The following is a 20391-nucleotide window of genomic DNA, read 5'->3' as shown; positions in this document are numbered from 1 at the left end:
TCCTCAGCGGCGGACGGCCGCACCCTGCAGTTGCGCCCGCATCTCCGGAGTCAGCTGCTGGCCGACCCGCTCCACCAGCAGGGTCATCTCGTAGACGACCAAGCCGATGTCACTCTCCGGCGATCCCAGCACCGCCAGACACGAACCGTCGGAAACCGACATGAGGAAGAGGAAACCGTTGGCCATCTCGACCACGGTCTGCGCCACCGTGCCGCCCTCGAACACCTTGGCCGCGCCGCGCGCGAGGCTGGTCAACCCCGACGCCACCGCGGCCAGCTGGTCCGCCCGGTCCTTCGGCAAGCCCCGCGAGGCCGCCAGGAGCAGGCCGTCGGCCGACACCACGACCGCGTGGGCCGCGCCGGGCACCCGGTGCACGAAATCCGTGATCAGCCAAGCGAAGCTGCCGGCATTGTTCGCCTTGGCATGCGCCTGGCCGTTCGGCTGCGCGGAGCCACCCGGCTGCATTGCACCCGCCCGTGTCACTTTCACTCCTCACTGCTGTCTGTGGTGTTGCCACGCCCCGGAACCCTGCTGCCTTGCAGCTGTTCTTCGGCCGGGAGTTCCTTCAAGGCGTGCCGTCCCGAGGTGTAGCCCCGTTGGAAGCTTGCCATCCGGCTCCGCGCCGCGGACGCCGAGCGGGTGATCGCACCCGTTCCGGGCATCCCCGCCGTGTTGTCCGCGAAGCTGTTCTGCGGCGGCGCGTCGACCGAAGGACTGCTGATCGACCCCGGCACCAGGTACTGGTTCGGGACGCGCTTGGGCAGCCCGGCCGGGGTGATCTCCTCGTTCTTGGTCTCCAGCAGCGACTGCGCCGCCTGCCAGCCGTCGTCGGACGCACTGTGCCAGCCGTCGTCGGCGGGCAGCAGCGGGTGCCGGGTCGCCGCGGTCGGGCGGAGCTCGTCGCGGGACGGCTCTTCGGGCGCGGGCGCAGGCGGCGGCTTCTGCTCGCCGTTGCCGGTGAGCGGCGGCAGGTTGGGGTCTTCGCCCTCGCTCTGCGCCGGCACCGGGTCGGCGGCCGAGTCGTCACCCTCACTGAACCAGCGTGACAGCACCGACTGGTAGATCGGCAACCGCCGGGTGGGTACATCGTCCTCGAGCGCGGCCGAGCCGACCTCGTTCACCGGCGGCTGCGCCGGGGGCGGCTCCTCCGGCGGCACGAACTTCGGCTCGCGCTTGGGCAGCACCAGCGGCGCGAACTGCGTGTCCCCGGCCCGGGAGCTCGCGCCGTCGCCGTTGTGCGACGGCGTCAGCGGCGCCAGGTCCTCGGCGGTCGGCCAGGCCGGCGTCTCGGGTTTCGGCAGCTCCGGCGAGAGGAACGGGCCCGCGGCACGGCCGCCGCTGACCAGGTCGTCCAGGCTGATCGGCTGGTCGAGCGGCACCAGCCCGCCCTGGCTCGGCACGGGGTCGTGCGCCGGCGGGGCCGGGGGCGGCGTGGGTGTCGGCTTCGACGGCGGCGGAGGCGTCTGCGCGAACGACTGCGTCTGGTCGAAGTCCGAGCGCGCGGCCGGGATCGGCGGGATGCTCGGCATCGACATCGACGTCTCGGACCGGTTCGCCGGCGGCGGGGTCTGCCGCTGCATGCCCGGGCGGAGCTGGGTCAGCAGCTCGGCCGGGACGACGACCCGGGCGATCACGCCGCCTTCGATGTCCTCGTTCTCGCGCAGGCGGACCTCGATGCCGTGGCGCTTGGCCAGCCGCGAAACCACGTACAGACCCATTCGCCGGGTCACCGACACGTCCAGGTCCGGCGGGTCGGCCAGGCGCGCGTTGACCTCGGCCAGCCGCTCCTCGCTCATGCCGACACCGTGGTCGGTGACCTGGATGGCGAGCGCCTTGCGGCGGGTCACCACGGCCCGGACGATGACCTTCGTCTCCGGCTCGGAGAAGTAGGTCGCGTTGTCGAGCAGCTCGGCGAGGACGTGCACGAGGTCGTGGATCGCCAGGCCCTGGACCGCGACGTCGGGCACGATGCCGACCTCGATCCGGGCGTACTGCTCGATCTCCGACACCGCGGCGCCGATGACGTCGGCGGCGGGCACCGGCTTGGGCACCGACTTGGCCAGGCCGGCGCCGGAAAGCACCAGCAGGGACTCACCGTTGCGCCGCAGCCGCGTCGCGAGGTGGTCGAGCTCGAACAGGCTGGCCAAGTGGTCCGGGTCCTGCTCGTCGGCCTCCAGCCGGTCGATGACGCCGAGCTGGCGTTCCACCAGCCGCTGCGACCGCCGCGACAGGTTCACGAAGATGCCGTTGACGTTCTCTCGCAGGAGGGCCTGCTCGGCGGCCATCTTGACGGCCTGTTCGTGGACGATGTCGAACGACCGCGCGACCTCGCCGATCTCGTCGCGGGAGGTGACGGGCACCGGCTGGACGGCCTTCTTCGAGGCGCCGACCGGGTCCGGGTCGTCGAGGATCGCCTGCACGGTTTCCGGCAGCCGGGTGTAGGCGACGTCCAGCGCGCTCTTCCGCAGCACCCGCAGCGGGCGCAGCATCAGGCGGGCGACGACGAGCATCAGCGCGATCGCGGCGGCCAGCGCCAGGAGCACCACGGCACCGCCGACCCACGCGGAGTTGACCGCCGCCGTGGCGAGGTCGTCGGCTCGGGTCTTCAGCTGCGCCAGCAGGTTCGACTCGACCGCGTGCAGCTTGTCGGCCGACACCGTGCTGTCCTTGCCGAGCGCGGTGGTGTCGATGTTCGGCGGGTCACCCAGCTGGGCGTAGGAGAACGCCGCGGTCTGGATCCGCCGACGGTCGTCGACCTCCGGGCCGGAGTAGGTGTCGTTGTAGAGCTGCCGCTGGTCGTCGTCGGCGTTCGCGAGGAAGGCCGCGACGGAGGCGTCCGCGCTGGAGGCCGACGCGCGCGTCTGGTCCAGCAGGTCGCCGGGGAAGCTGCCGCGGAACGCGGCGATCTGCAGTTCGGCGTCGGAGCGGGTGGTGAACTCCTTGGCCTCGCTGATCGCCTGCGTGCTCGTGCCGAGGCGCAGCACGTCCCCGTCGGTGACCGCCGTGGTGACCTCGCGGCCCAGTTCGATGAGCGAGTCCAGGACGCCCGAGTACGCGGTGAGCACCGTGATGTCGGGCAGGCTGTTCTGCGTGTTGAACGCCGCCCGCAGCGGCCGCAGCGCGTCGAGGCGCTGGAGACCGCGGGTGTAGCGGTCCTTCGTCGCCTGGTCGTCGTACTGGAGGCTGTTCGCCGAGCCCCGCAGGTCGGCGACCTCGCGGTCGACCTTGGCGATCTGCGAGTCGAGCCCGGTCTGCAGCAGCGGGTTGTTCGAGGCGATCCGGGCGACGGCCAGCGACCGCTCGTTCTGCAGCTCGTGCACCACTGTGGTGACCTTGACGGCGAACGCGACCTGGTCCGCGGTGCGCTGGAACTCGGCCGCCTCGCGGGCGTCGTCGATCACGCGCAGCGTGCCCAGTGCGAGCGCCGTCAGGGTGGGGATGATCAGGACCGCGGCCAGCTTGGACCGCAGCCGCCAGTCGCGCATGCCGGAGAACAGCCCGGCTTTCCGGCCCGGATCCGCTCCGGGTGACTGCGCAGGGGCCCCTCCCACCCCCGCGGCGTCTTCGTTCGGCACCGCCGCTCCACCATCATCGTTCGTGCTCGGGAAACCCTGGTCGGTCCAGCGCCCGCCAGGGCGCATCGCGTTCTCCTCAGCCACTCGTCTGCACGCTCCCGGCGATCCGGCGCTCCGGCCCATCGGAAGGAGCCCAGCGCAAGACGCTACCCGTAAGGGTGAAAAGATCGTCTCCAGTGTCGGCACTGGGGGTACCTGAACCCCGTCCAGCCGGACGGAATCGGTTCAGCTCGAGCATCACGGTCGGGTCCCTGCGCTGGTCCTGCATCGTCTGTTGGTTCGGCCTAACCCACCGGCGCGGCGGGTGTGCCCGGCCAGGCAGTGGTCTTCGCGGGGAAGATTCTCTCAGGAAAAGCACAGTGTGTGCTGGTAGACCGACGTGGGATTTCTTGATCGGCCATCCAGGCACTCTCTCTCACTACATCGGAGGTTGATACCTCCCCGCAGGTGCAGAGGGTAGCGAACGGCAGGGGAAGATGTAACCCTCCCGACAGGACCCGCTCAATCTTGCACAGCGTTCGCTCAGTCGACGCACAGCAGACGTCGCTGATTCAGGATCATCACCCTACGCTGGGTAAACCGTTACGGCGAGTGGAGCAGTGGGTCTAGACCAGAGGCCAAAAGAGTGACGTGCGCCACTCGGTCCGGTAGTCATTCCACCCATTGTGAGCGAGCTGTCACGTTCTCTACAGTGGCCCGCGTGACTCCCGAGAATGAGTCACGCACTTCCACTGGATCCGGTTCCCCAACCGTCACTTTCTTCAAGGAGCAGGCCTTGCTTGGAAACGCCATGAGCAGTGGCCGGGTTCGCACTCGCCGCGCCGCGCTCGGGCTCGCCCTCACCGTCGCAGCCGCCACGGCCCTCACCGGCTGCAGTGCGCTCGGCTCGGACGACTCGAACGCCTCGTCGAACGGGGGCGGCCTGGAGAAGTCGAAGATCAAGGTCTCCATCATGCCGACCACCGACCTCGGGCCGTTCTGGCTGGCCCAGGACGGCGGCTACTTCAAGGCCGAGGGGCTCGAGGTCGAACAGATCGTCGCCAAGAGCGGCCAGGAGTCGATGCAGAAGGCCACCACCGGCGAGGCCGACATCGCCCTCTCGACCTACACGCCGTTCTTCGTCGCCAAGAGCAAGGGCGCCGCGGACATCCAGCTCGTCGCCGACGGCACGTCGGTGAACGCGAAGAGCAACGCGATCGTCACGGTGCCGAACTCACCGGTGAAGACGGTCAACGACCTGGCCGGCCGTCGAATCGCGATCACGGCCAAGAACACCGCGTCCGACATCCTCACCAAGTCGGTCATGAAGGACCACGGCGTCGACTTCAACGGCGTCAACTGGGTGCTGGTCCCGCTGCCGAACATGGCGGCGGCGCTGAAGGACAACCAGGTCGACGCGGCCTACATGCCGGAGCCGATGCTGACGCAGGCGGCGAAGACCGTCGGTGCGACGCCGGTCATCGACATCAACACCGGCGCCAGCCAGGACTTCCCGCTGACCGGCTACGGGGCCACGAGCAAGTGGGTCCAGGCGAACCCGAAGACCCTCGCGGCCTTCCAGCGGGCGATGAAGAAGGCCACCAGCGACGCGATCAACGACCGCTCGAAGGTCGAACCGCTGCTGGTCAAGTACGCGAAGATCGACGAAGACACGGCCAAGCTGCTGACCCTGCCCGGCTACGGCTCCGTCCTGGACGCCCGGCGCCTGCAGCGGGTCCCCGACCTGCTGCTGCAGATGGGCGTCATCACCACCAAGGTCGACGCCGCGCCGATGATCGCCCCGCAGGCGACCAACTAAAGTGAAGAAACTGCTTCGCGGCCTGGCCGGCCTGGTCGGCTTCCTCCTGCTCTGGGAGGTCGTCGTCCAGGTCGGCCTGGTCAGTAAGACGTTCACCCCGCCGCCGAGCGTCGTCCTGGTCACCGTCGCCGACCTGCTGGGCGACCCCGAGTTCATCCGGGACATCGTCGCGACGATGCTGGCCTGGCTGATCGCCGTCCTCGTCGCGATCGCGATCGGTGTACCCGCCGGGCTGCTGCTCGGCAGCGTCCCGGCGTTGCGCACGGCCACCGCCGCGATCGTGGAGTTCCTCCGCCCGATCCCGATCACCGGCCTGGTGCCGCTGGTGCTGCTGGTGCTCGGCTCCGGCCCCGACGCGAAGATCACCCTCGCCGCCTACGCCTCCCTGTGGCCGATCATGTTCAACACGATCTACGGCATGGGCGAGATCGACCCGGTGCTGATGGAGACCGCCCGTGCGTGCGGGACCAGCCGGTTCCGCATGCTGTCGTCGGTGGCGTTGCCGCAGACGGCGCCGTTCGTGTTCACCGGCGTCCGGTTGTCGGCGACGATCGCGCTGATCGCCGTCGTCAGCGTCGAGTTCCTGGCCGGTTCCCAGGTCGGGCTCGGCAGCTTCATCATCGTCGCCAGCACCGGTTCCACCCGGTTCGACCTCGTACTGGCCGGCACGGTGGTCGCCGGGGCGCTGGGCTACCTGATCAACGAAGGGCTCGAACAGGTGGGCAAGCGGCTGTTCCGGTGGAGCACGGTGGACCGGGAGGCGATCGCGTGACGGCGGCGACGCTTTCGGGCCGGGTGGGCAGGCGCGCCGCGCGCGGTGCCGCCGCGGTCGTGCGCAACTGGCTGCTGTTCGCGGTCATGGTGGTCGCCTGGGAGTTCGCGGCCCAGGCCGCGGGCAGCAAGTTCTTCCCGCCGCCGACGGAGATCGCGGTCACCGCCGTCAAGCTGTGGTTCACCGGGCCCGCGTCGCACCTGTTCCTCACCGACGCGGTGTTCGACAACGTGGTCCCCAGCCTCGCCCGGACGCTCGGCGGCTGGGCGCTGGCGGCGGTCATCGGCATCGTCCTCGGCGTGCTGCTCGGCCGGTCCACGACGGCGATGGACTACGTCGGCCCGCTGTTCGCGTTCTTCCGCTCGATCCCGCCGCCCACGCTGATCCCGGTGTTCGCGGTGCTGTTCGGGCTGAGCTCGGGCATGCAGGTCGGGTCGATCATCTTCGGCGTGGTGTGGCCGGTGCTGCTCAACGCGGTCGACGGGGTCCGCTCGGTCGACCAGGTGAAGGTGGAGACGGCGCGGTCGTTCCGCACGCCCAAGGCGTACTGGCTCGGCATGGTCGTGCTGCCGGCGGCGGCCCCGAAGATCTTCGCCGGGCTGCGGGTCAGCCTGTCGATCTCGTTGCTGCTGATGGTCGTCTCCGAGCTCGTCGGCGCGTACAACGGCATCGGGCGGTCGCTGCTGAACGCCCAGCAGGACTTCGACTTCCCGACCATGTGGTCGTGGCTGGTGCTGCTGGGCATCCTCGGCTACGTCTTCAACACGATCTTCCTGGCCGCGGAGCGGCGGGTACTGGCCTGGCAGCCGGCCCGCCTCGGCCGCGACTGACGCTTCGAAAGGCCTCTCCCATGTCCACCATGCTCGAAGTGTCCGGCCTCAGCCACACCTACGGCACCGGCGCGAAGGCGCACACCGCGGTGAACGACCTTTCGTTCACCGTCGAAGCCGGTCAGCTGGCCAGCATCGTCGGCCCGTCGGGCTGCGGGAAGTCGACGCTGCTGCGCTGCATCGCCGGGCTGACCCCGCCGACCGGCGGCACGGTCAACCTGCACGGCGACCGCGTCTCCGGGGTGCCGGACGACCTGGCCGTGGTGTTCCAGGACTACAGCCGGTCGCTGTTCCCCTGGCTTTCGGTGCAGAAGAACGTCGAATTCCCGTTGCGGTGGCGGCCGATCCCGAAGGCCGAACGCCGCCGTCGTGCGGCCGAGGCGCTCGAGCAGGTCGGCCTGTCCGGCGTCGGCGGCAAGTACCCGTGGCAGCTGTCCGGCGGCATGCAGCAGCGGGTGTCGATCGCCCGCGCGCTCGCCAGCCGCCCGGCGCTGCTGCTGATGGACGAGCCGTTCGCCTCGGTCGACGCCCAGACGCGCTTCGAGCTCGAGGACCTGACCCGGCGCGTGCAGCGCGAGCAGGGCAGCACGGTCCTGGTCGTCACGCACGACATCGACGAGAGCGTGTACCTGTCGGACCGGGTGCTGGTGCTGTCGAAGTCACCGGCGTCGATCGTGGCGGACCTGCCGGTGGGCCTGCCCGCCGCGCGGGACCAGATCACCACGCGCGAGTCGGCGGAGTTCGTGACCCTGCGCGGTGAAGTGGCGCGCCTGCTGCACGGCGGCACGCCGGAAGAGGCCGCCACGGCCGCGTCCGACGCCGCCGAGTGGGAACTGGCCGAGCGGACGCCGGACGTCTCGGAGACCAAGACGCGGAGCTGATCCCCGGGCCGCCCGGGAGAAATCCCGGGCGGCCGTCGGATCGGGGCGGCGGCGTTCGTAGCAGGGGTGAGGCCGGGCACCAGGCTCGGCCGCTTCCCGCAAGGAGCTCCGATGGTCGCCACGTACACCTTCGACGTCTTCTCCTCGCTCGACGGCTTCGCCAACCACAGCGGCGACTGGGGCGGCTACTGGGGCAAGCAGGGCCCCGAATTCCTCGCCCACCGCGCCGCCACCTACCGCGGCCCCCTGCGCATGGTGCTCGGGGCCCGTACTTACACGTCCAACGCGCCCTTCCTGAGCCCGGGCGTCGACCGCAGCCGGTTCGACGAGTGGATCACGCGCATGTTCGGCGCCCCCGTCACGGTGCTCTCCAGCCGGCTGACCGAGCCGCTCGACTGGCCGGGCACGACCATCGAGCGCGGCGATCCCGTCGAGGTGGTCGAGCGCCTCAAGGCCGGATCCGACGTGCCGCTGCGGTCACACGGAAGCCTGACGCTCAACCGGGCGCTGCTGGACGCGGGCCTGGTCGACACCATCGAGCTGACCGTCTTCCCGGTGCTCACCGGGAAGACCGGCGTGGACCGGGTCTTCGACAGCGTGGCCGACTTCGACCTCGAACTGCTCGAAGCCCGGACCTTCGACGGTCACACCCAGGTGCTGACCTACCGGCCGGCCCGGCACGGTTGAGCGGGTCCGGGGTCAGTACAGCGTCTTGGATGACGCGGCCACCCGGACGTGGACGAGCGTCGGGCGCGGGTCGGCCAGCGCTTCGGTGAGGCCGGGGACCAAGCCGGCCGGCTCGGTGATCGTCACGCCGTGGCAGCCCATGCTTTCCGCCAGCGCCGCGAAGCCGATGCCGCCCAGTTCGGTGCCCGGCAGCTTCTCGCCGCCGATCGCGTCGCCGAGGATGCGGACGGCCGCGTACTCGGAGTTGTCCATGATCACGAACGTGACCGGCAGTTCGTGGCGCGCCGCCGTCCAGAGGGCCTGGATGCCGTACATGCTCGAGCCGTCGCCGATGACGCCGACGACCTTGCGGTCCGGGCGGCCGAGCGCCGCGCCGACCACGCCGGGGACGCCGTAGCCGAGCGTGCCGCTGGCCATCGTGAGGAAGCCGGTGTCGGTGGCCGTGATCGGCAGGTGGTCGTGCAGGATCCCGCGGTGGCTGGGCGCCTCTTCGACGACGAGAGCGTTGTCGGGCAACACATCCGCGAGCGTCGAGTAGACGAACTCGGCGGTCAGCTCCTCGTCGCTCGGTTTCGCGGGCCGCGTCCGCGGGGCCGGCGCGGGCCGGGTGCTGCGCTCGACGACGTTGAGCAGCGCCCGGATGCCCAGCTTCGGCGTCGCGCGGATACCGGTGCCTTCGAAGGTGCGGGCGAGGATCTGCTCGTCGTCGCTGACGATGAACAGCGGCGGCAGCGGGGTTTGCCCGCGTCCGCGGTCGACGTGGTAGGTGAAAGCGGGCGCCCCGAGCACGACGACGAGGTCGTGCCGCGCGAGCGCGTCGGCGACGGCCCCGCGTTCGGGATCGAGGAACCCTTGGAACAGCGGGTGGTCCTCGGGGAACGAGCAGCGGTAGGACATCGGCGCCACCCACACGCCGGCGTTGAGCCGTTCGGCGAGCGCGACGGTTTCGACGACGGCCCCGTCCTGGTCGACGGCGCCCCCGACGACGAGCGCCGGCCGCTCGGCGGCTTCCAGCGCGGCGACGAGTTCGTCGACGGCCTCGGGATCCGGGGCGAACCCGCGGATCCGCGGGCGCGACACGATGGGCCGTTCGGTGGTGGCGGACCAGTCGTCGGCGGGAACGGAAACGAAGACCGGACCGGACGGCGCCTGCGTGGCGATGTGGTAGGCCCGCGCGAGCGCGGCCGGGACGTCCTCGGCGCAAGCGGGTTCGATCGACCACTTCACGTACGGCTTCGGGAACTCGGGCGCTTCCACGGCCCCGAGGAAGGGTTCGTGCGGCAGGAGCGCCCGGATCTGCTGCCCGGCGACGACGATCATCGGCGTCCGGTTCCGGTAGGCGGTGAAGACGCTGCCGAGCCCGTGCCCCACGCCACCGGCGGAGTGCAGGTTGACGAGCACGGCCTGCCGGGTGGCCTGCGCGTAGGCATCGGCCATCGCGACGACGGCGGATTCCTGCAGGCCGAGGACGTAGTCGAAGTCGTCGGGCCAGTCGGTGAGGAACGGCACCTCGGTGGTGCCGGGGTTGCCGAACACCGTGGTGAGGCCGAGTTCGCGGAGGAGTTCGCGGGTGGCGTCCAGCACCGTGCGCTTGATCATGCGGACAGGTTAACGCTTAGCCTTGCGAAGGAAAGCCCGCCAAGCGGCCGAACTGACGGCGAGGGTGCCCCCGGAGCGGTCCTTGGTGTCGCGGATCTGTGACACCCGCCCGAGATTCACCTCGACGCAGTTCTCTTCAGTCCCGCTGTAGCTGGACTTACGCCACATCACGCCTCCAAGTCGGCGATCACCTCCCGGATGAGCGAGCAGGATTCCTGCTCGCCCAGAGCCAGTGCCGCCATCGCCCGCTGGGCCGCCCGGTAATCGGCCACCTGCTGGTCATCGTAGAGGTAAGCACTGCCCCGGTACTGCTCGAGGAAGACGATCGGAGGCAGGTCGGCGAAGTCGAAAATGACAAAGGAACCGTTGAGCCCCGGGTGGAAATCCTCGTTGTCCGGCAGGACCCGCAGGCTCACATTCCGCCGCTGCGCCATCTCGGTGAGGTGCCTGAGCTGCGGGATCATGATCTCGGCGCCACCGCGCCGCTGCCTCAGCGCGGTTTCGGCGAGGAGTGCGGTGTATGGCAGGGGATTCCGGCCGGTCAGCACCTCCTGCCGCATCAGGCGGACCTTGATCCGCAGCTCTTCCTCCGCTCGCGGCCGCCCAGCGGCCGCGAGGATCGTCCGCACGTAGTCGGAGGTCTGCAGCAGCCCGGGGATCAGCAACGGCTCCCAGGCGAAGATCGCCGAGGCCGTGCGCTCGTACTCGATGAAGGCCGAAAGCTTCGGCGAAATCCCAGGAAGGCTGTGTTCGAGCCAGTTGGGCTCGCGGGCGTTCCTCGCCAGCTCCAGCAATCGCGCCCGCTCGACCGGCTCCACCCGCAGCGCACCGAGCAGCAGCGCCACCTGCTCGATCTTGGGCACCCTCGTCCCGCTTTCCCAGTGGGAGAGCTCCTGCGCACTCACCCCGGCCAGCCGCGCCAGTTCGCGCACGCCGAGGTTCCTCGCCTTCCTCGCCGCGCGGATGCCGAAGCCCAGTGCGCGGGACCGCGGTGTCGCTACCCGTGTCGCCATGCGCACATTGTGTCACCGGCCACCGACAAAACCGGGAAACCGGGGCTGTCGCCAACTCGCGACAGCCCCGGTCCCGCACACTCAGCCGATCAGGCCGGAGAGCCCGCTCGCCTTGAACGAACCCCAGCCCGTCACCTGGTCATACCCGGTCCCGGCGGTGAACCCCGTCGTGCCGTGCAGGGTGTTGTTGCCCGATGTCACGTCGTGGAAGCCCGTGCCGTACGACGATCCGTTGCCGATCGCGTAGAACTTCGGGTTCAGGTTGCCCAGGCCGCCGCCGTGCACCTGGTTCTGCAGCGCCGCGAAGGCCGCCCACAGCGGCGTTGCGCCCGACGTGCCGCCCACCGTCTCCCACGTGCCCGCGCTGTAGATGTAGTAGCCCGACGTCGGGGACGCGTCCGCGGCCACGTCGGGGACCTTGCGGTACGTCGTGCTCTGCGCGGACTGCCACGACGGCGCCGTGAACACCGTCGAGGTGCCGCCGCCCGTCGAGCCGCCGCTGCTGCCGTCGTTCCAGACCACTTCGCTGCTGTAGCCGTTGGACGACGTCACGCTCAGCTTCGTGCCGCCGACGCCCGACACGTTCGGGCTCGACGCCGGGAAGTCGACGCCGCGGGCCGCCGAACCGGTCTGGCGGTAGCAGTCGGTCGTGCCGTCGTCGCCCGCCGCCGCGAAGTACGAAATGCCCTCCGCCGTGCCCGTCGCGATCGCGCTGCTCACGCTCTTCGCCGCGCTCGAACCTTCGGCCGCTTCGCAGGCGCCCCAGGAAATCGAGACGACGTTGACCTTCGCGTCCGAGGCGATCTTCTGGTACATCGCCAGCTCGCCCGCGCTCGTGTTCGGGGCCTCGTAGACGTAGTCGTTGGCCGCCGCGGCCAGCGCGTGCACGACCTCGATGTCGAGCTCGACCTCGATCTGGCCGTCGCCCGGCGCGGAGTCGTAGTTGGCGCCGCTGACCCCGACCGTCGTCACCGAGCCCGCGGACAGGCCGTACGTGCTGTCGTACCTGGTGATGTTGGCCTTCTGGTAACCGTCGAACTCGACGAAACCGACGTTCACGCCGCGGCCGGTCGCCGATAGGCCGCTGGTGCCGTAGGCGGTCTTGAGCACCGGCGGGGTGACGGACTTGACGACGTTCGGCTGCGCGAGCGGCTTCGACGCGTGCGTACGCACGGCGTGGTCGTCGAGGCCGACGACGCCGCCCACGACGTCCGAGACGCTCGCGGGCACGGCCGGCACGGCGTCGTTGGCGAAGAAGTCACGGCCTGACACCCGGTCGTGGTAGGTCCCGATCCCGGTCCGGAAGGCCGACTCGAGCTGCGCCGCCGAGCCGGTGAACGTGATGGCCTGCCGGTTGCCGGAAACGTCGATCCCGGACACGCCCGCTTTCCCGAGAAATGAGACGGCCTTGTCGACGTCGGCCTGCGTCGGACCGAACCTGGCATTGAACTGCGCCGGGGTCAGGAACCGGTGGTATTGCGGCGACGCCGGATTCTGCACGTCGGAGAGGAACTTTTCCAGCGCCTGCTGGTTGTGCAGTTTCAGCGAGAGCGCGGCGGTGATCGGCCGGTCGGGCGCGACGTCGCCGGTGCGAGCGCTGTCGACCAGCGGCGCAGCGTTGTCGGCCAGCGTGACCAGCGGTTCCGGCGCGGCGGCGGCGGGGACGGCCACGGCGAGGCCGAGCAACGCAGGCAGCGGCACAGCGGCCGCGACGAGCTTGCGCAAGCGCATGGGGAATTTCCTCTCGGCGGTGGGGACCGGGCCTGCGCGGAATGCTCGCCGCAGGTTGCCGAGAAGCATAAGAAGCCGTGATCACGCCGAGGAACCTACTTTTGTCTGTCCTTCCACGAATCCCATTTTCATTTTCCGAGCGGTTTACCTCCCCATGGCAAACCGATTATTGTCCGGATTGCCCGACCGTTTCGATGCGTTCGATGATCTCGCGCGCCTCCACGTTGCCGGCGAACCGGCCCGCCGCCGCCCTCAGCGAGTGCAGCCGCTGGCGCACCCGCGGCGACCGCAGCGCGCCGGCCAGCTCGACCGCCTCCCCGCCGACCGTGGTGGCGACGTCGAGGTCGCCGTCCAGTGCGTGCACGGTGGCCAGCCAGATCAAGGTCAGCGACCGGCTGCGCGTCATGCCCCGCGGGTAGCCCTCGATCGCCTCGGCGAGCGCGGGGATGCCGTCCCGCCCGTGGCGGATGTCGACCACCTGCGCCAGTTCGCCGTGCACCGTCCCGACCATGGCCGCCATGTCGGTGGCCCCGAAGAACGCCGCCCACGGCGCCGGTTCGCGCCCTTCGGCCTCCGCGAACTCCTGCCGGGCGCGGCGCAGGTAGGTCAGCGCGCCGGTGACGTCGGCCTTCTTGGCGTGCGCCCACGCCTGGTTGGCCGACAGGATCGCCTGTGCGAGCTTGGAGTGCGCCGCCAGCGCCGCCTCCCGGCCCAGCGCGAACTCCGCCAGTGCCGCGTCGACCGCTTCGTAGTGCAGGTGGAGCCGCCCGATGCGGTACCGGATGTTGGCCTGGAGGTCGTCGTTGCCCGCTTCGATGGCCAGCTCCAGCGCTCGCCCGAACGCCTCCAGCGCGGCGGCCGGGCGGTCCTGGTCGAAGTTCGTCCAGCCGGCGAGGTTGTACAGGTCGGCGACCGCGGTGTACAGCCTCGCCAGCACCACCGTCTTCGTCACGCCGTCCAGCAGGGCCACGGCGGCGGGCAGCCTCGTCTCCACGGCCACCCGGCACGAGCCGCCGCCGTAGCGGTAGTCCAGCGCCCTGAGCTCCGCAACGCTGTCTTCGAGCTGCCGCACGTCGGCCAGGCCCACGCGCGTGCCACTCCGTTCTTCGCGCCCGTCGCTGCCCGTCATGGCAGCCCTCCGTCCGTAGAGAGCTGCCGACCGGGCAGCTCCGCTCATTCCCCGCCGGGCCAGGCCGGAGCCCGCTCCTTCGAGGGGTTGGCACCGGGCAACACCCCGGTGGCGGTCAGCACCACACCCGTGGCGGTTTCCGCGATCTTGACGGCGGCCAGCAGGCCGGTGAGGACGAGGGAGCCGCCGAGCCCCAGTTTCACGAATTCGTCTTCGGAGGTCTCGGTTCCGCGTTGCCGCGGTATCGCGCCGGTCACGATTCCACCTTCCGGCCGCCCGGGACGGCACCCGGGCGATATCCGCGTGGAATCAACCTGCCCCAGGTGGCGGATATCCACCTGATCGTCGAAGTCCTGGCTTCCTGCTGTCCACGCAACGAGTTCCCGAACTGAATACGCGCGCACACGGCGCCGCCTCCCGCACTGCAGATCGATTCCTGAAGATCGGCCGGATCGCGAAATGCGGGACAACCGTAGCCAGCCGCTCGCCGGAAAATCAGCCACCAACCAGGTCAAACTTGGCACCGACCGTGCAGCGGCACGCGCGACCCGGCGGGCGACACCCGAACGGGCGGATGCAATTTCACCAGTCAGGTCAAGATTGCCGCAGGCACGGCAAAACATCGGCGGAAATCGTTGCACTCCGCCGATTCTCCGTGAGATTCGCCAACCAGGTCAGGATTTGACGAGGTCGACCCAAGTGCGCACGGTTCCCGCGTCGACGGGCGACTGCCAGCCGCCGGGCCGGACGGCGCTGCCGACGTGAAATCCCCGTACGCCGCCCGCGCGCAGGAGGTGGACCTGCTGGGCACGCAGGCCGCCACCGACGAGCAGATCCGGCCCGCCGTCGCGCTGCGCGAGCCGCTGCAGCACCGAAAGGCCGCTGGCCACGCCGTTCGGGTGACCGGCGGCGAGCACGGTGTCACAGCCGAGCGCGGCCAGCTGGTCGTACGCGCGCAACGGGTCCCGCGTCCGGTCGATGGCGCGGTGGAACGTCCACGGCAGGCCGTCGACCTCCTTGATCAGCACTTCGCAGGCGTCGAGGTCGATTTCGCTGTCCACGTCGAGGAAGCCGAAAACGAACTCCCGCGCGCCCGCGTCGATCAGCCGGGCGGTGTCCGCGCGCAGGCCCTCCAGGTCACCGACGGCGAAGGAACCGTTGTCCCGCAGCATGACCCGCACCGGGAGGTCGGTCGCCGAGAGCACGGCCCGCAGCGTTTCGACCGACGGCGTCAGGCCGTCCTGGGCCATGTCCGCAACCAGTTCGAGGCGGTCGGCCCCACCTGCCTGCGCACCTTCGGCGTCCGCCGCGTCCAGCGCGATCACTTCCAGCAGGGGCGTCTTCGAGCTCATGCCTCAATCCGTTTCACTGGTTCCGGGTGTCGTCCCCCCTCGCGTGCCGCCCTCGCCGGAAGCCGCCTTGAAGGCTCGTCATCCGCTCGCGCACCGCTTCCGGGGAAAGCGAGAGTATCGGCCGCTGTTCCGGGACCGCCCCCGGGCTGGCCGCGGAATCGATCGGCTGCAGGAACGGCCAGGTGTCCTCCGCACCGTCCTCCTGCTCCAGTTCGGCGGGGGTGGGCCAGTCGTAGGCGGGCTCGATCGCGGCGGGCGGCGCAACGGGCGTCAGCCGCGGTTCGGTGTCCTCGTCGTCCGGCCTCGGCTCGCGGTTTTCACGCGAAAGGGGCGCCTCGGCGGGCAGCGGCGCGGAGTTCTCCCGTGGCGGCGGCGGGGGCGGCCAGGAGCCGTCCCGTGAGGGCGGGGGCGGCGCGGAACCCTCTCGCGACGGCAGCGGCGGGCGCGACGCCGAACTGTCGCGTGAGGGCAGCGGCGCGGAGCCTTCCCGCGACGGCAATGCCGGGCGCGACGCCGAACTGTCCCGCGATGGCAGCGGCGCGGCGCCCTCGCTCGAGGGCAGCGGCGCGGAGTTCTCCCGCGGAGGCGCCGCCTGGACGGGAGCGGGGGCACTTTCACGTGAAGGTGCCCCGGCGGCGGGTGGCGGCGCGGCGAGGGCGTGCCGCGGCTGGGGATCGGCGGGACGCGGCTGCCCGGCGACGGGCCGCGGCACCTCACCGACCGGCCGCGGCGACTCAGCAACCGGGCGCGACTGCCCGGCAACCGGCCGCGGCGTCTCAGCAACCGGGCGCGACTGCTCGGTGACCGGGCGCGGTGACTCGGTGACCGGGCGCGGTGACTCGGCAACCGGGCGCGGCGACTCAGCAACCGGGCGCGGCGACTCGGCAACCGGCCGCGGCGACTCGGCAACCGGGCGCGGTACCTCGGCGACCGGGCGCGGTTCCGCCGGTCGCCGTGGCTGTTCGGGCGCGGCCGCGGCGTCGAACCAGCGGGACAGGACGTCGCGGTAGGCGGGCATCCGCTCGGTCGGGGCGTCGAGGTCCAGGTGGGCTTCGTCGTCCGTGGTCGGCCACTCCGGCGTGTGGTCGCGGGCCACCACCGGCGCCCGGCGCGGCGGGCCGGCTTCGATCGACGGCGGCGTCAGCTCTTCCGGCTCCGGCTCGGGTTCGGGCTCCGGCGGCGCCAGCGGGGCGAGCGGTGCCAGCAGCTCCGGCTCGGGTGCGGCCGCCGGCTCGGCGGGCGGGGGCGGCGCCGGCATCGGCGGCAGCTCGACGATCAGCGCCGCGGGCACCAGCACCGTCGCGACCAGCCCGGATTCCGCGCCCGCACTGAGGCTGACGTCGATGTGGTGGCGCGTGGCCAGCGTCGCGACGACGAACAGCCCCATCCGGCGGGACACCTCGACGTCGACGTCCGGCGGCTGCGCCAGCCGCGCGTTGGTGCGGTCGATCTCCGCCTGCGGCATGCCCGCGCCGTGGTCGATGATCTCGATCTGCCAGTCGCCGTCGTGGGTTTCGGCGCTCGCGACCGTGACCGGCGAGTCGCCGGAGTAGCGCGTGGCGTTCTCCAGCAGCTCGGAAACGACGTGCACGAGGTCGTTGACGGCCTCGCCGCGGACGGCCACCTGCGGCGCCGGGCCGAGTTCGATCCGCTGGTAGTCCTCGACCTCCGAGAGCGCGGCGCCGACGATTTCGTCCGCCGAGACCGGGCCGGCGTCCTCGCGCGCGGAGTCGTGGCCGGACAGCACCAGCAGGTTCTCGCTGTTGCGCCGCATCCGCGTCGCGAGGTGGTCGAGCTCGAACAGCCCGGCGAGGGTGTCCGGGTCCTGCTCGTCGGCCTCCATCCGGTCGAGCACCGACAGCTGCCGTTCGACGAGGTCCTGGCTGCGCTGCGAGAGGTTGACGAACATCGCGTTGACGTTCTCGCGCAGCATCGCCTGTTCCCCGGCGAGCCGGACGGCTTCGCCGTGCACCGCGTCGAACGCGCGCGCCACCTGGCCGACCTCTTCGCGGGTGAACACCGGCACCGGCGCGACGGCGAGCCGTTTCCGCAGGTTCTCGGGGGCGGGCTCGGGATCGGTGAGCAGGTTCTGCACGGCGGCGGGCAGCCGGTGCTCGGCCACCTCCAGCGCCGTCCGGCGCAGGATCCGCAAGGGGCGCAACAGGGACCGCGCGATGACCACCGACAGCACGCCCGCGACGAGCAGGACGCCGAGGACCACGCCGCCGTCCCACAGCGCGGCCGCGCGCGCCTGCGCCGCCAGTGCGTCGGTGCGTTCCTGCAACTGGACCAGCAGCGCCTGCTGCACCTGGTGGGCGAGGTTGACCGTGTACGTGGCCGAGGTGTCCCACTGGTTCGGGTCGAGGCCGGAGAGGTCCTGGCCGTTTTCCGTACGGGTGAGCGCGGATTCGACCAGGTCGTTGCCGATGTCGACGACCAGGCCGATCACCGTGTCGTCGAACATCCGCTGCTGGGCGGGGGTGGCGAACGTGCGGTAGTCGCTGCGCGCGGCTTCGAGTTCGGCTTCCGCGCCGAGGAGCGCGCGCGTGCGGTCGCGGTTGAGGCTGCCCGCCGCGAGCGCCTCGGCCATCACCGCCCGCTTGACCGACATCTGGTCCTTGATCCGGGCGAGTGCGTTGCCCGCCAGCCGCATCCGCGCGAGCTCCGGGTCGGAGACGTCGGCGGCCGCGGAGTCGCTGATGTCGAGCAGGCCGGAGATCAGCTCGCTGTAGGAGCGCAGCACGGCGTCGGCGGGGAACGCCGAATGCTCTGCGGAGAACCGGAGGCCGCCGAGCACGCGCAGCCGGTCGTCGGTCTGCTGCAGGCTTTCCGCGGCGTTCGCGTCGAGCCGCGGCTTGCTGTCGGCCAGCGTCCGCTCGAAGGCGCCGATGGCCCGGTCGACGCGGCTGCGCTGGGCGGTGAGGTCGGTGGTGTCGCCCTGGCGGTTCTGGGCGACGAGCCGCACGGTGAGGTCGCGCTCGCGCTGCAGCTCGTGCAAGGCTTCGGCGACGGTGCTGTCGACGCGGCCGCGCGTGGCGAACTCGGCCAGCTGCCGGGCGTCACGCAGGTCGGAGCTGATCCGCAGGCCGACGAGCGCGATCACGGCCAGTGCGGGGATGAGGAGGACGGCGAAGAGCTTCGTGCCGAGGCGCCAGTTCCGCAACCGCCAGCGGCCACCCGCCGGACGCGGATCCGCCGCGTCGCCGCCCTTGCGGGGACGCTTGTCGCGACGGGTCACCTGGTTTCCTTTTCCGCCGCGGGCGGGAACCCGCGGATCGAACGACACATCGAACCTACTGAACGGTAGCCCGCCCCATGGAGATCCGGAAGCCGCGCTGGCACGATCCGGCCCTGCCCGCGATCGTATGGGGCGCGGACCATACGATCCAGCACGAGAACCAGATTCTCGCGGTAGGTGAAGGTTCATGATCGGACGCGGACGGTTGATTCCGCTGGTAGCGGCGCTCCTGGCGACCGCGGGCTGTTCCGTGTTCTCTTCCGGCGCTCCCGCGGCTCCGCCGCCGCTGGAGCGCAGCACCCTGCGCGTCGGTGTGGGCAACGCCATCGACACGGCCCCCCTGCGGATCGCCGTCGCGGGCGGGAAGTTCGGTGCCGCCGGGCTGAACGTGCAGCTCGTCGAGCTCGGCGCCGACGACGGGCTCGCGAAGCTGGCCTCGGGCGACCTCGACGTCACCTTCGCTTCCGACATCGCGATGTTCCGCGCGGCGGCCGGCGGAACGGCGTTGCAGCTGCAGGGCGAGGCCTACACGTCCGGCCCCAACACGATGGCGCTGGTCACACTGCCGGACGCGGACTACACCGTGCCGACCGGGAAGCGGTCGCCGAAGATCGCGGTGAACACGCTGGACGACGTCGGCGCGCTCGTCGCGCGGTCGGTGCTGGTCACCGCGGGTGTCGACCAGACGAAGATCAAGTTCACCGCGGTGCCGTTCGACCGGATGCCGCAGGCCCTGCAGGCGGGCGACGCCGACGCCGCCCTGATGATCGAGCCGTACATCACGCGTGCCGAGAAGGACCTCGGCGCGCACATCCTGGCCGACGGCGCCCGCGGTTCGACGCTCGACTTCCCGCTCTCCGGTTACGCGGCCGCCAAGCCGTTCGCGCAGGCCAACCCCCGGACCCTCCGTGCGTTCCGCACCGCGCTGGGCGCGGCCCAGCAGAGCGCAACGGACCCCGCGACCGTGCGCGACGCGCTGCCGAAGTTCTCCGACATCGACGCGACGACGGCCGCGCTGATCTCGCTCGGCTCCTACCCGGCGTCGCTCAACGGCATCCGGCTGCAGCGGGTCGCCGACCTGATGCACAACTCGGGCCTGCTGGCGAACCGCCTCGACGTCCAGGGCCTGCTGCCCGAGGAAACCGGCTACTAGATGTTCTCCCCCGACTTGATCAGGCACACCGTGCGGGACGGCGGGCCGGAGTAGCTGAGCACCTTGTCGGCGCCTTCGCACTTGTCGTCGCTGCCGAAGCCGGAGAGGATCTCGACGCGCTCCTGCGCCGCCGGGTCGCCGCAGGAAACCTTGCCGATCGTGCTCTCGTCTTCGACGTCGCGCAGGCAGTCGCCGGCCTTGACGTTCAGCGCCAGGCACAGCGTCTGGCCGGCGCCCGAGCCGAGCCGGAACCGCACGTAGTCACCGGACGCGCACGCAATGCCACCGCGGTAGGTGTTTTCGACCTTGTACGTGGCGTTGTTCGCGGTGCAGCCCACGCGGTGGTAGGCGAGCTTGCCCGCCCCTTCGCGCGTCAGGTACAGGCAGTCGCCGTTCGACGGCGGTCCGCTGCGGCTGATCCAGTAGACGCCCATCGCGCCCAGCGCACCCAGACCCAGCGCAGCGACGACGCAGACGGCCAGCGTGATCCGCACCTTCGTGGTGAACCAGTGCGGGATCGGCGGCCGGCCCGGCCCCGGCGGCATCGGCGCGAGCGGCGCATAACCCGGCGACCGGAACGGGTTGCCGTCGAACGGTGGTGTGGTCAACGTGCCCTCCAGTGATCCCCTCGGC

17 protein-coding genes are annotated in these 20391 nt (G+C 70.9%); 6 read left to right on the top strand and 11 right to left on the bottom strand.

The features are described 5' to 3' along the window. Positions 1 to 3: 3 nt before the first annotated feature. Entirely contained in the window at positions 4 to 465 is a 462-nt protein-coding gene (locus ACLJPY_RS34610; RefSeq protein WP_003085376.1) for a roadblock/LC7 domain-containing protein, read from the bottom strand. Positions 466 to 485: 20 nt separating this feature from the next. Then, positions 486 to 3641 (bottom strand): nitrate- and nitrite sensing domain-containing protein, encoded by a 3156-nt coding sequence (locus ACLJPY_RS34605; protein WP_410595126.1) that lies wholly within the window; start codon positions 3639 to 3641, stop codon positions 486 to 488. 724 nt (positions 3642 to 4365) lie between these two features. Between ACLJPY_RS34605 and ACLJPY_RS34600 the strand changes: the two genes are divergently transcribed. The 5 genes from ACLJPY_RS34600 (at position 4366) to ACLJPY_RS34580 (ending at position 8543) form a co-directional block, all read left to right on the top strand. Next, positions 4366 to 5373 carry an ABC transporter substrate-binding protein gene (locus ACLJPY_RS34600; RefSeq protein ID WP_410595124.1) on the top strand — a complete coding sequence of 336 codons (1008 nt, stop codon included), beginning with the start codon at positions 4366 to 4368 and terminating at the stop codon, positions 5371 to 5373. 1 nt (position 5374) lies between these two features. After that, a complete protein-coding gene (locus ACLJPY_RS34595; protein ID WP_410595122.1) occupies positions 5375 to 6145 on the top strand; it encodes an ABC transporter permease in 771 nt (256 codons plus the stop codon). Continuing rightward, the gene (locus tag ACLJPY_RS34590) at positions 6142 to 6975 is read left to right on the top strand and encodes an ABC transporter permease (protein WP_410595120.1); all 834 of its coding nucleotides are present in this window, start codon (positions 6142 to 6144) and stop codon (positions 6973 to 6975) included. Before ACLJPY_RS34595 ends, ACLJPY_RS34590 begins: the two co-directional genes overlap by 4 nt. Positions 6976 to 6995: 20 nt before the next feature. Next, the gene (locus ACLJPY_RS34585) at positions 6996 to 7856 is read left to right on the top strand and encodes an ABC transporter ATP-binding protein (RefSeq protein ID WP_410595118.1); all 861 of its coding nucleotides are present in this window, start codon (positions 6996 to 6998) and stop codon (positions 7854 to 7856) included. A 111-nt stretch (positions 7857 to 7967) separates the two neighbouring features. Further along, entirely contained in the window at positions 7968 to 8543 is a 576-nt protein-coding gene (locus ACLJPY_RS34580) for a dihydrofolate reductase family protein (protein ID WP_410595116.1), read from the top strand. Positions 8544 to 8555: 12 nt separating this feature from the next. On the opposite strand, the gene mdlC is transcribed toward ACLJPY_RS34580, so the two are convergent. The 8 genes from mdlC to ACLJPY_RS34540 all read right to left on the bottom strand — a co-directional run bounded on the left by mdlC (position 8556) and on the right by ACLJPY_RS34540 (position 18605). Then, positions 8556 to 10142 (bottom strand): benzoylformate decarboxylase, encoded by a 1587-nt coding sequence (mdlC, locus tag ACLJPY_RS34575; RefSeq protein WP_410595114.1) that lies wholly within the window; start codon positions 10140 to 10142, stop codon positions 8556 to 8558. Positions 10143 to 10151: 9 nt separating this feature from the next. Continuing rightward, on the bottom strand, positions 10152 to 10310 hold the full coding sequence (locus ACLJPY_RS34570; protein WP_410595112.1) for a DUF397 domain-containing protein: 159 nt from the start codon (positions 10308 to 10310) through the stop codon (positions 10152 to 10154). Next, on the bottom strand, positions 10310 to 11155 hold the full coding sequence (locus ACLJPY_RS34565; RefSeq protein ID WP_410595110.1) for a helix-turn-helix domain-containing protein: 846 nt from the start codon (positions 11153 to 11155) through the stop codon (positions 10310 to 10312). The genes ACLJPY_RS34570 and ACLJPY_RS34565 overlap by 1 nt, the downstream gene beginning before the upstream one ends. An 81-nt stretch (positions 11156 to 11236) precedes the next feature. Beyond that, positions 11237 to 12886 (bottom strand): protease pro-enzyme activation domain-containing protein, encoded by a 1650-nt coding sequence (locus ACLJPY_RS34560; RefSeq protein ID WP_410595108.1) that lies wholly within the window; start codon positions 12884 to 12886, stop codon positions 11237 to 11239. 166 nt (positions 12887 to 13052) lie between these two features. Continuing rightward, on the bottom strand, positions 13053 to 14015 hold the full coding sequence (locus ACLJPY_RS34555; RefSeq protein ID WP_410595106.1) for a hypothetical protein: 963 nt from the start codon (positions 14013 to 14015) through the stop codon (positions 13053 to 13055). Positions 14016 to 14059: 44 nt separating this feature from the next. After that, positions 14060 to 14272, bottom strand: coding sequence for a hypothetical protein (locus ACLJPY_RS34550; RefSeq protein WP_410595104.1), 213 nt, complete (start codon positions 14270 to 14272; stop codon positions 14060 to 14062). A gap of 417 nt (positions 14273 to 14689) precedes the next feature. Then, entirely contained in the window at positions 14690 to 15367 is a 678-nt protein-coding gene (locus ACLJPY_RS34545) for a copper homeostasis protein CutC (RefSeq protein ID WP_410595102.1), read from the bottom strand. Positions 15368 to 15380: 13 nt separating this feature from the next. Continuing rightward, positions 15381 to 18605, bottom strand: coding sequence for a nitrate- and nitrite sensing domain-containing protein (locus ACLJPY_RS34540; RefSeq protein WP_410595100.1), 3225 nt, complete (start codon positions 18603 to 18605; stop codon positions 15381 to 15383). 187 nt (positions 18606 to 18792) lie between these two features. Between ACLJPY_RS34540 and ACLJPY_RS34535 the strand changes: the two genes are divergently transcribed. Continuing rightward, on the top strand, positions 18793 to 19758 hold the full coding sequence (locus ACLJPY_RS34535) for an ABC transporter substrate-binding protein (RefSeq protein ID WP_410595098.1): 966 nt from the start codon (positions 18793 to 18795) through the stop codon (positions 19756 to 19758). Here the strand turns inward: ACLJPY_RS34535 and ACLJPY_RS34530 are convergent. Further along, positions 19755 to 20366 carry a hypothetical protein gene (locus ACLJPY_RS34530; RefSeq protein WP_410595096.1) on the bottom strand — a complete coding sequence of 204 codons (612 nt, stop codon included), beginning with the start codon at positions 20364 to 20366 and terminating at the stop codon, positions 19755 to 19757. The genes ACLJPY_RS34535 and ACLJPY_RS34530 overlap by 4 nt on opposite strands. Positions 20367 to 20391: the final 25 nt, after the last annotated feature.

The organism is Amycolatopsis sp. lyj-23, from assembly GCF_046549135.1.
Classification (GTDB): domain Bacteria; phylum Actinomycetota; class Actinomycetes; order Mycobacteriales; family Pseudonocardiaceae; genus Amycolatopsis.
Note: the sequence above shows the minus strand (reverse complement) of the source record. Positions and strands in the feature narration are given on the sequence as shown.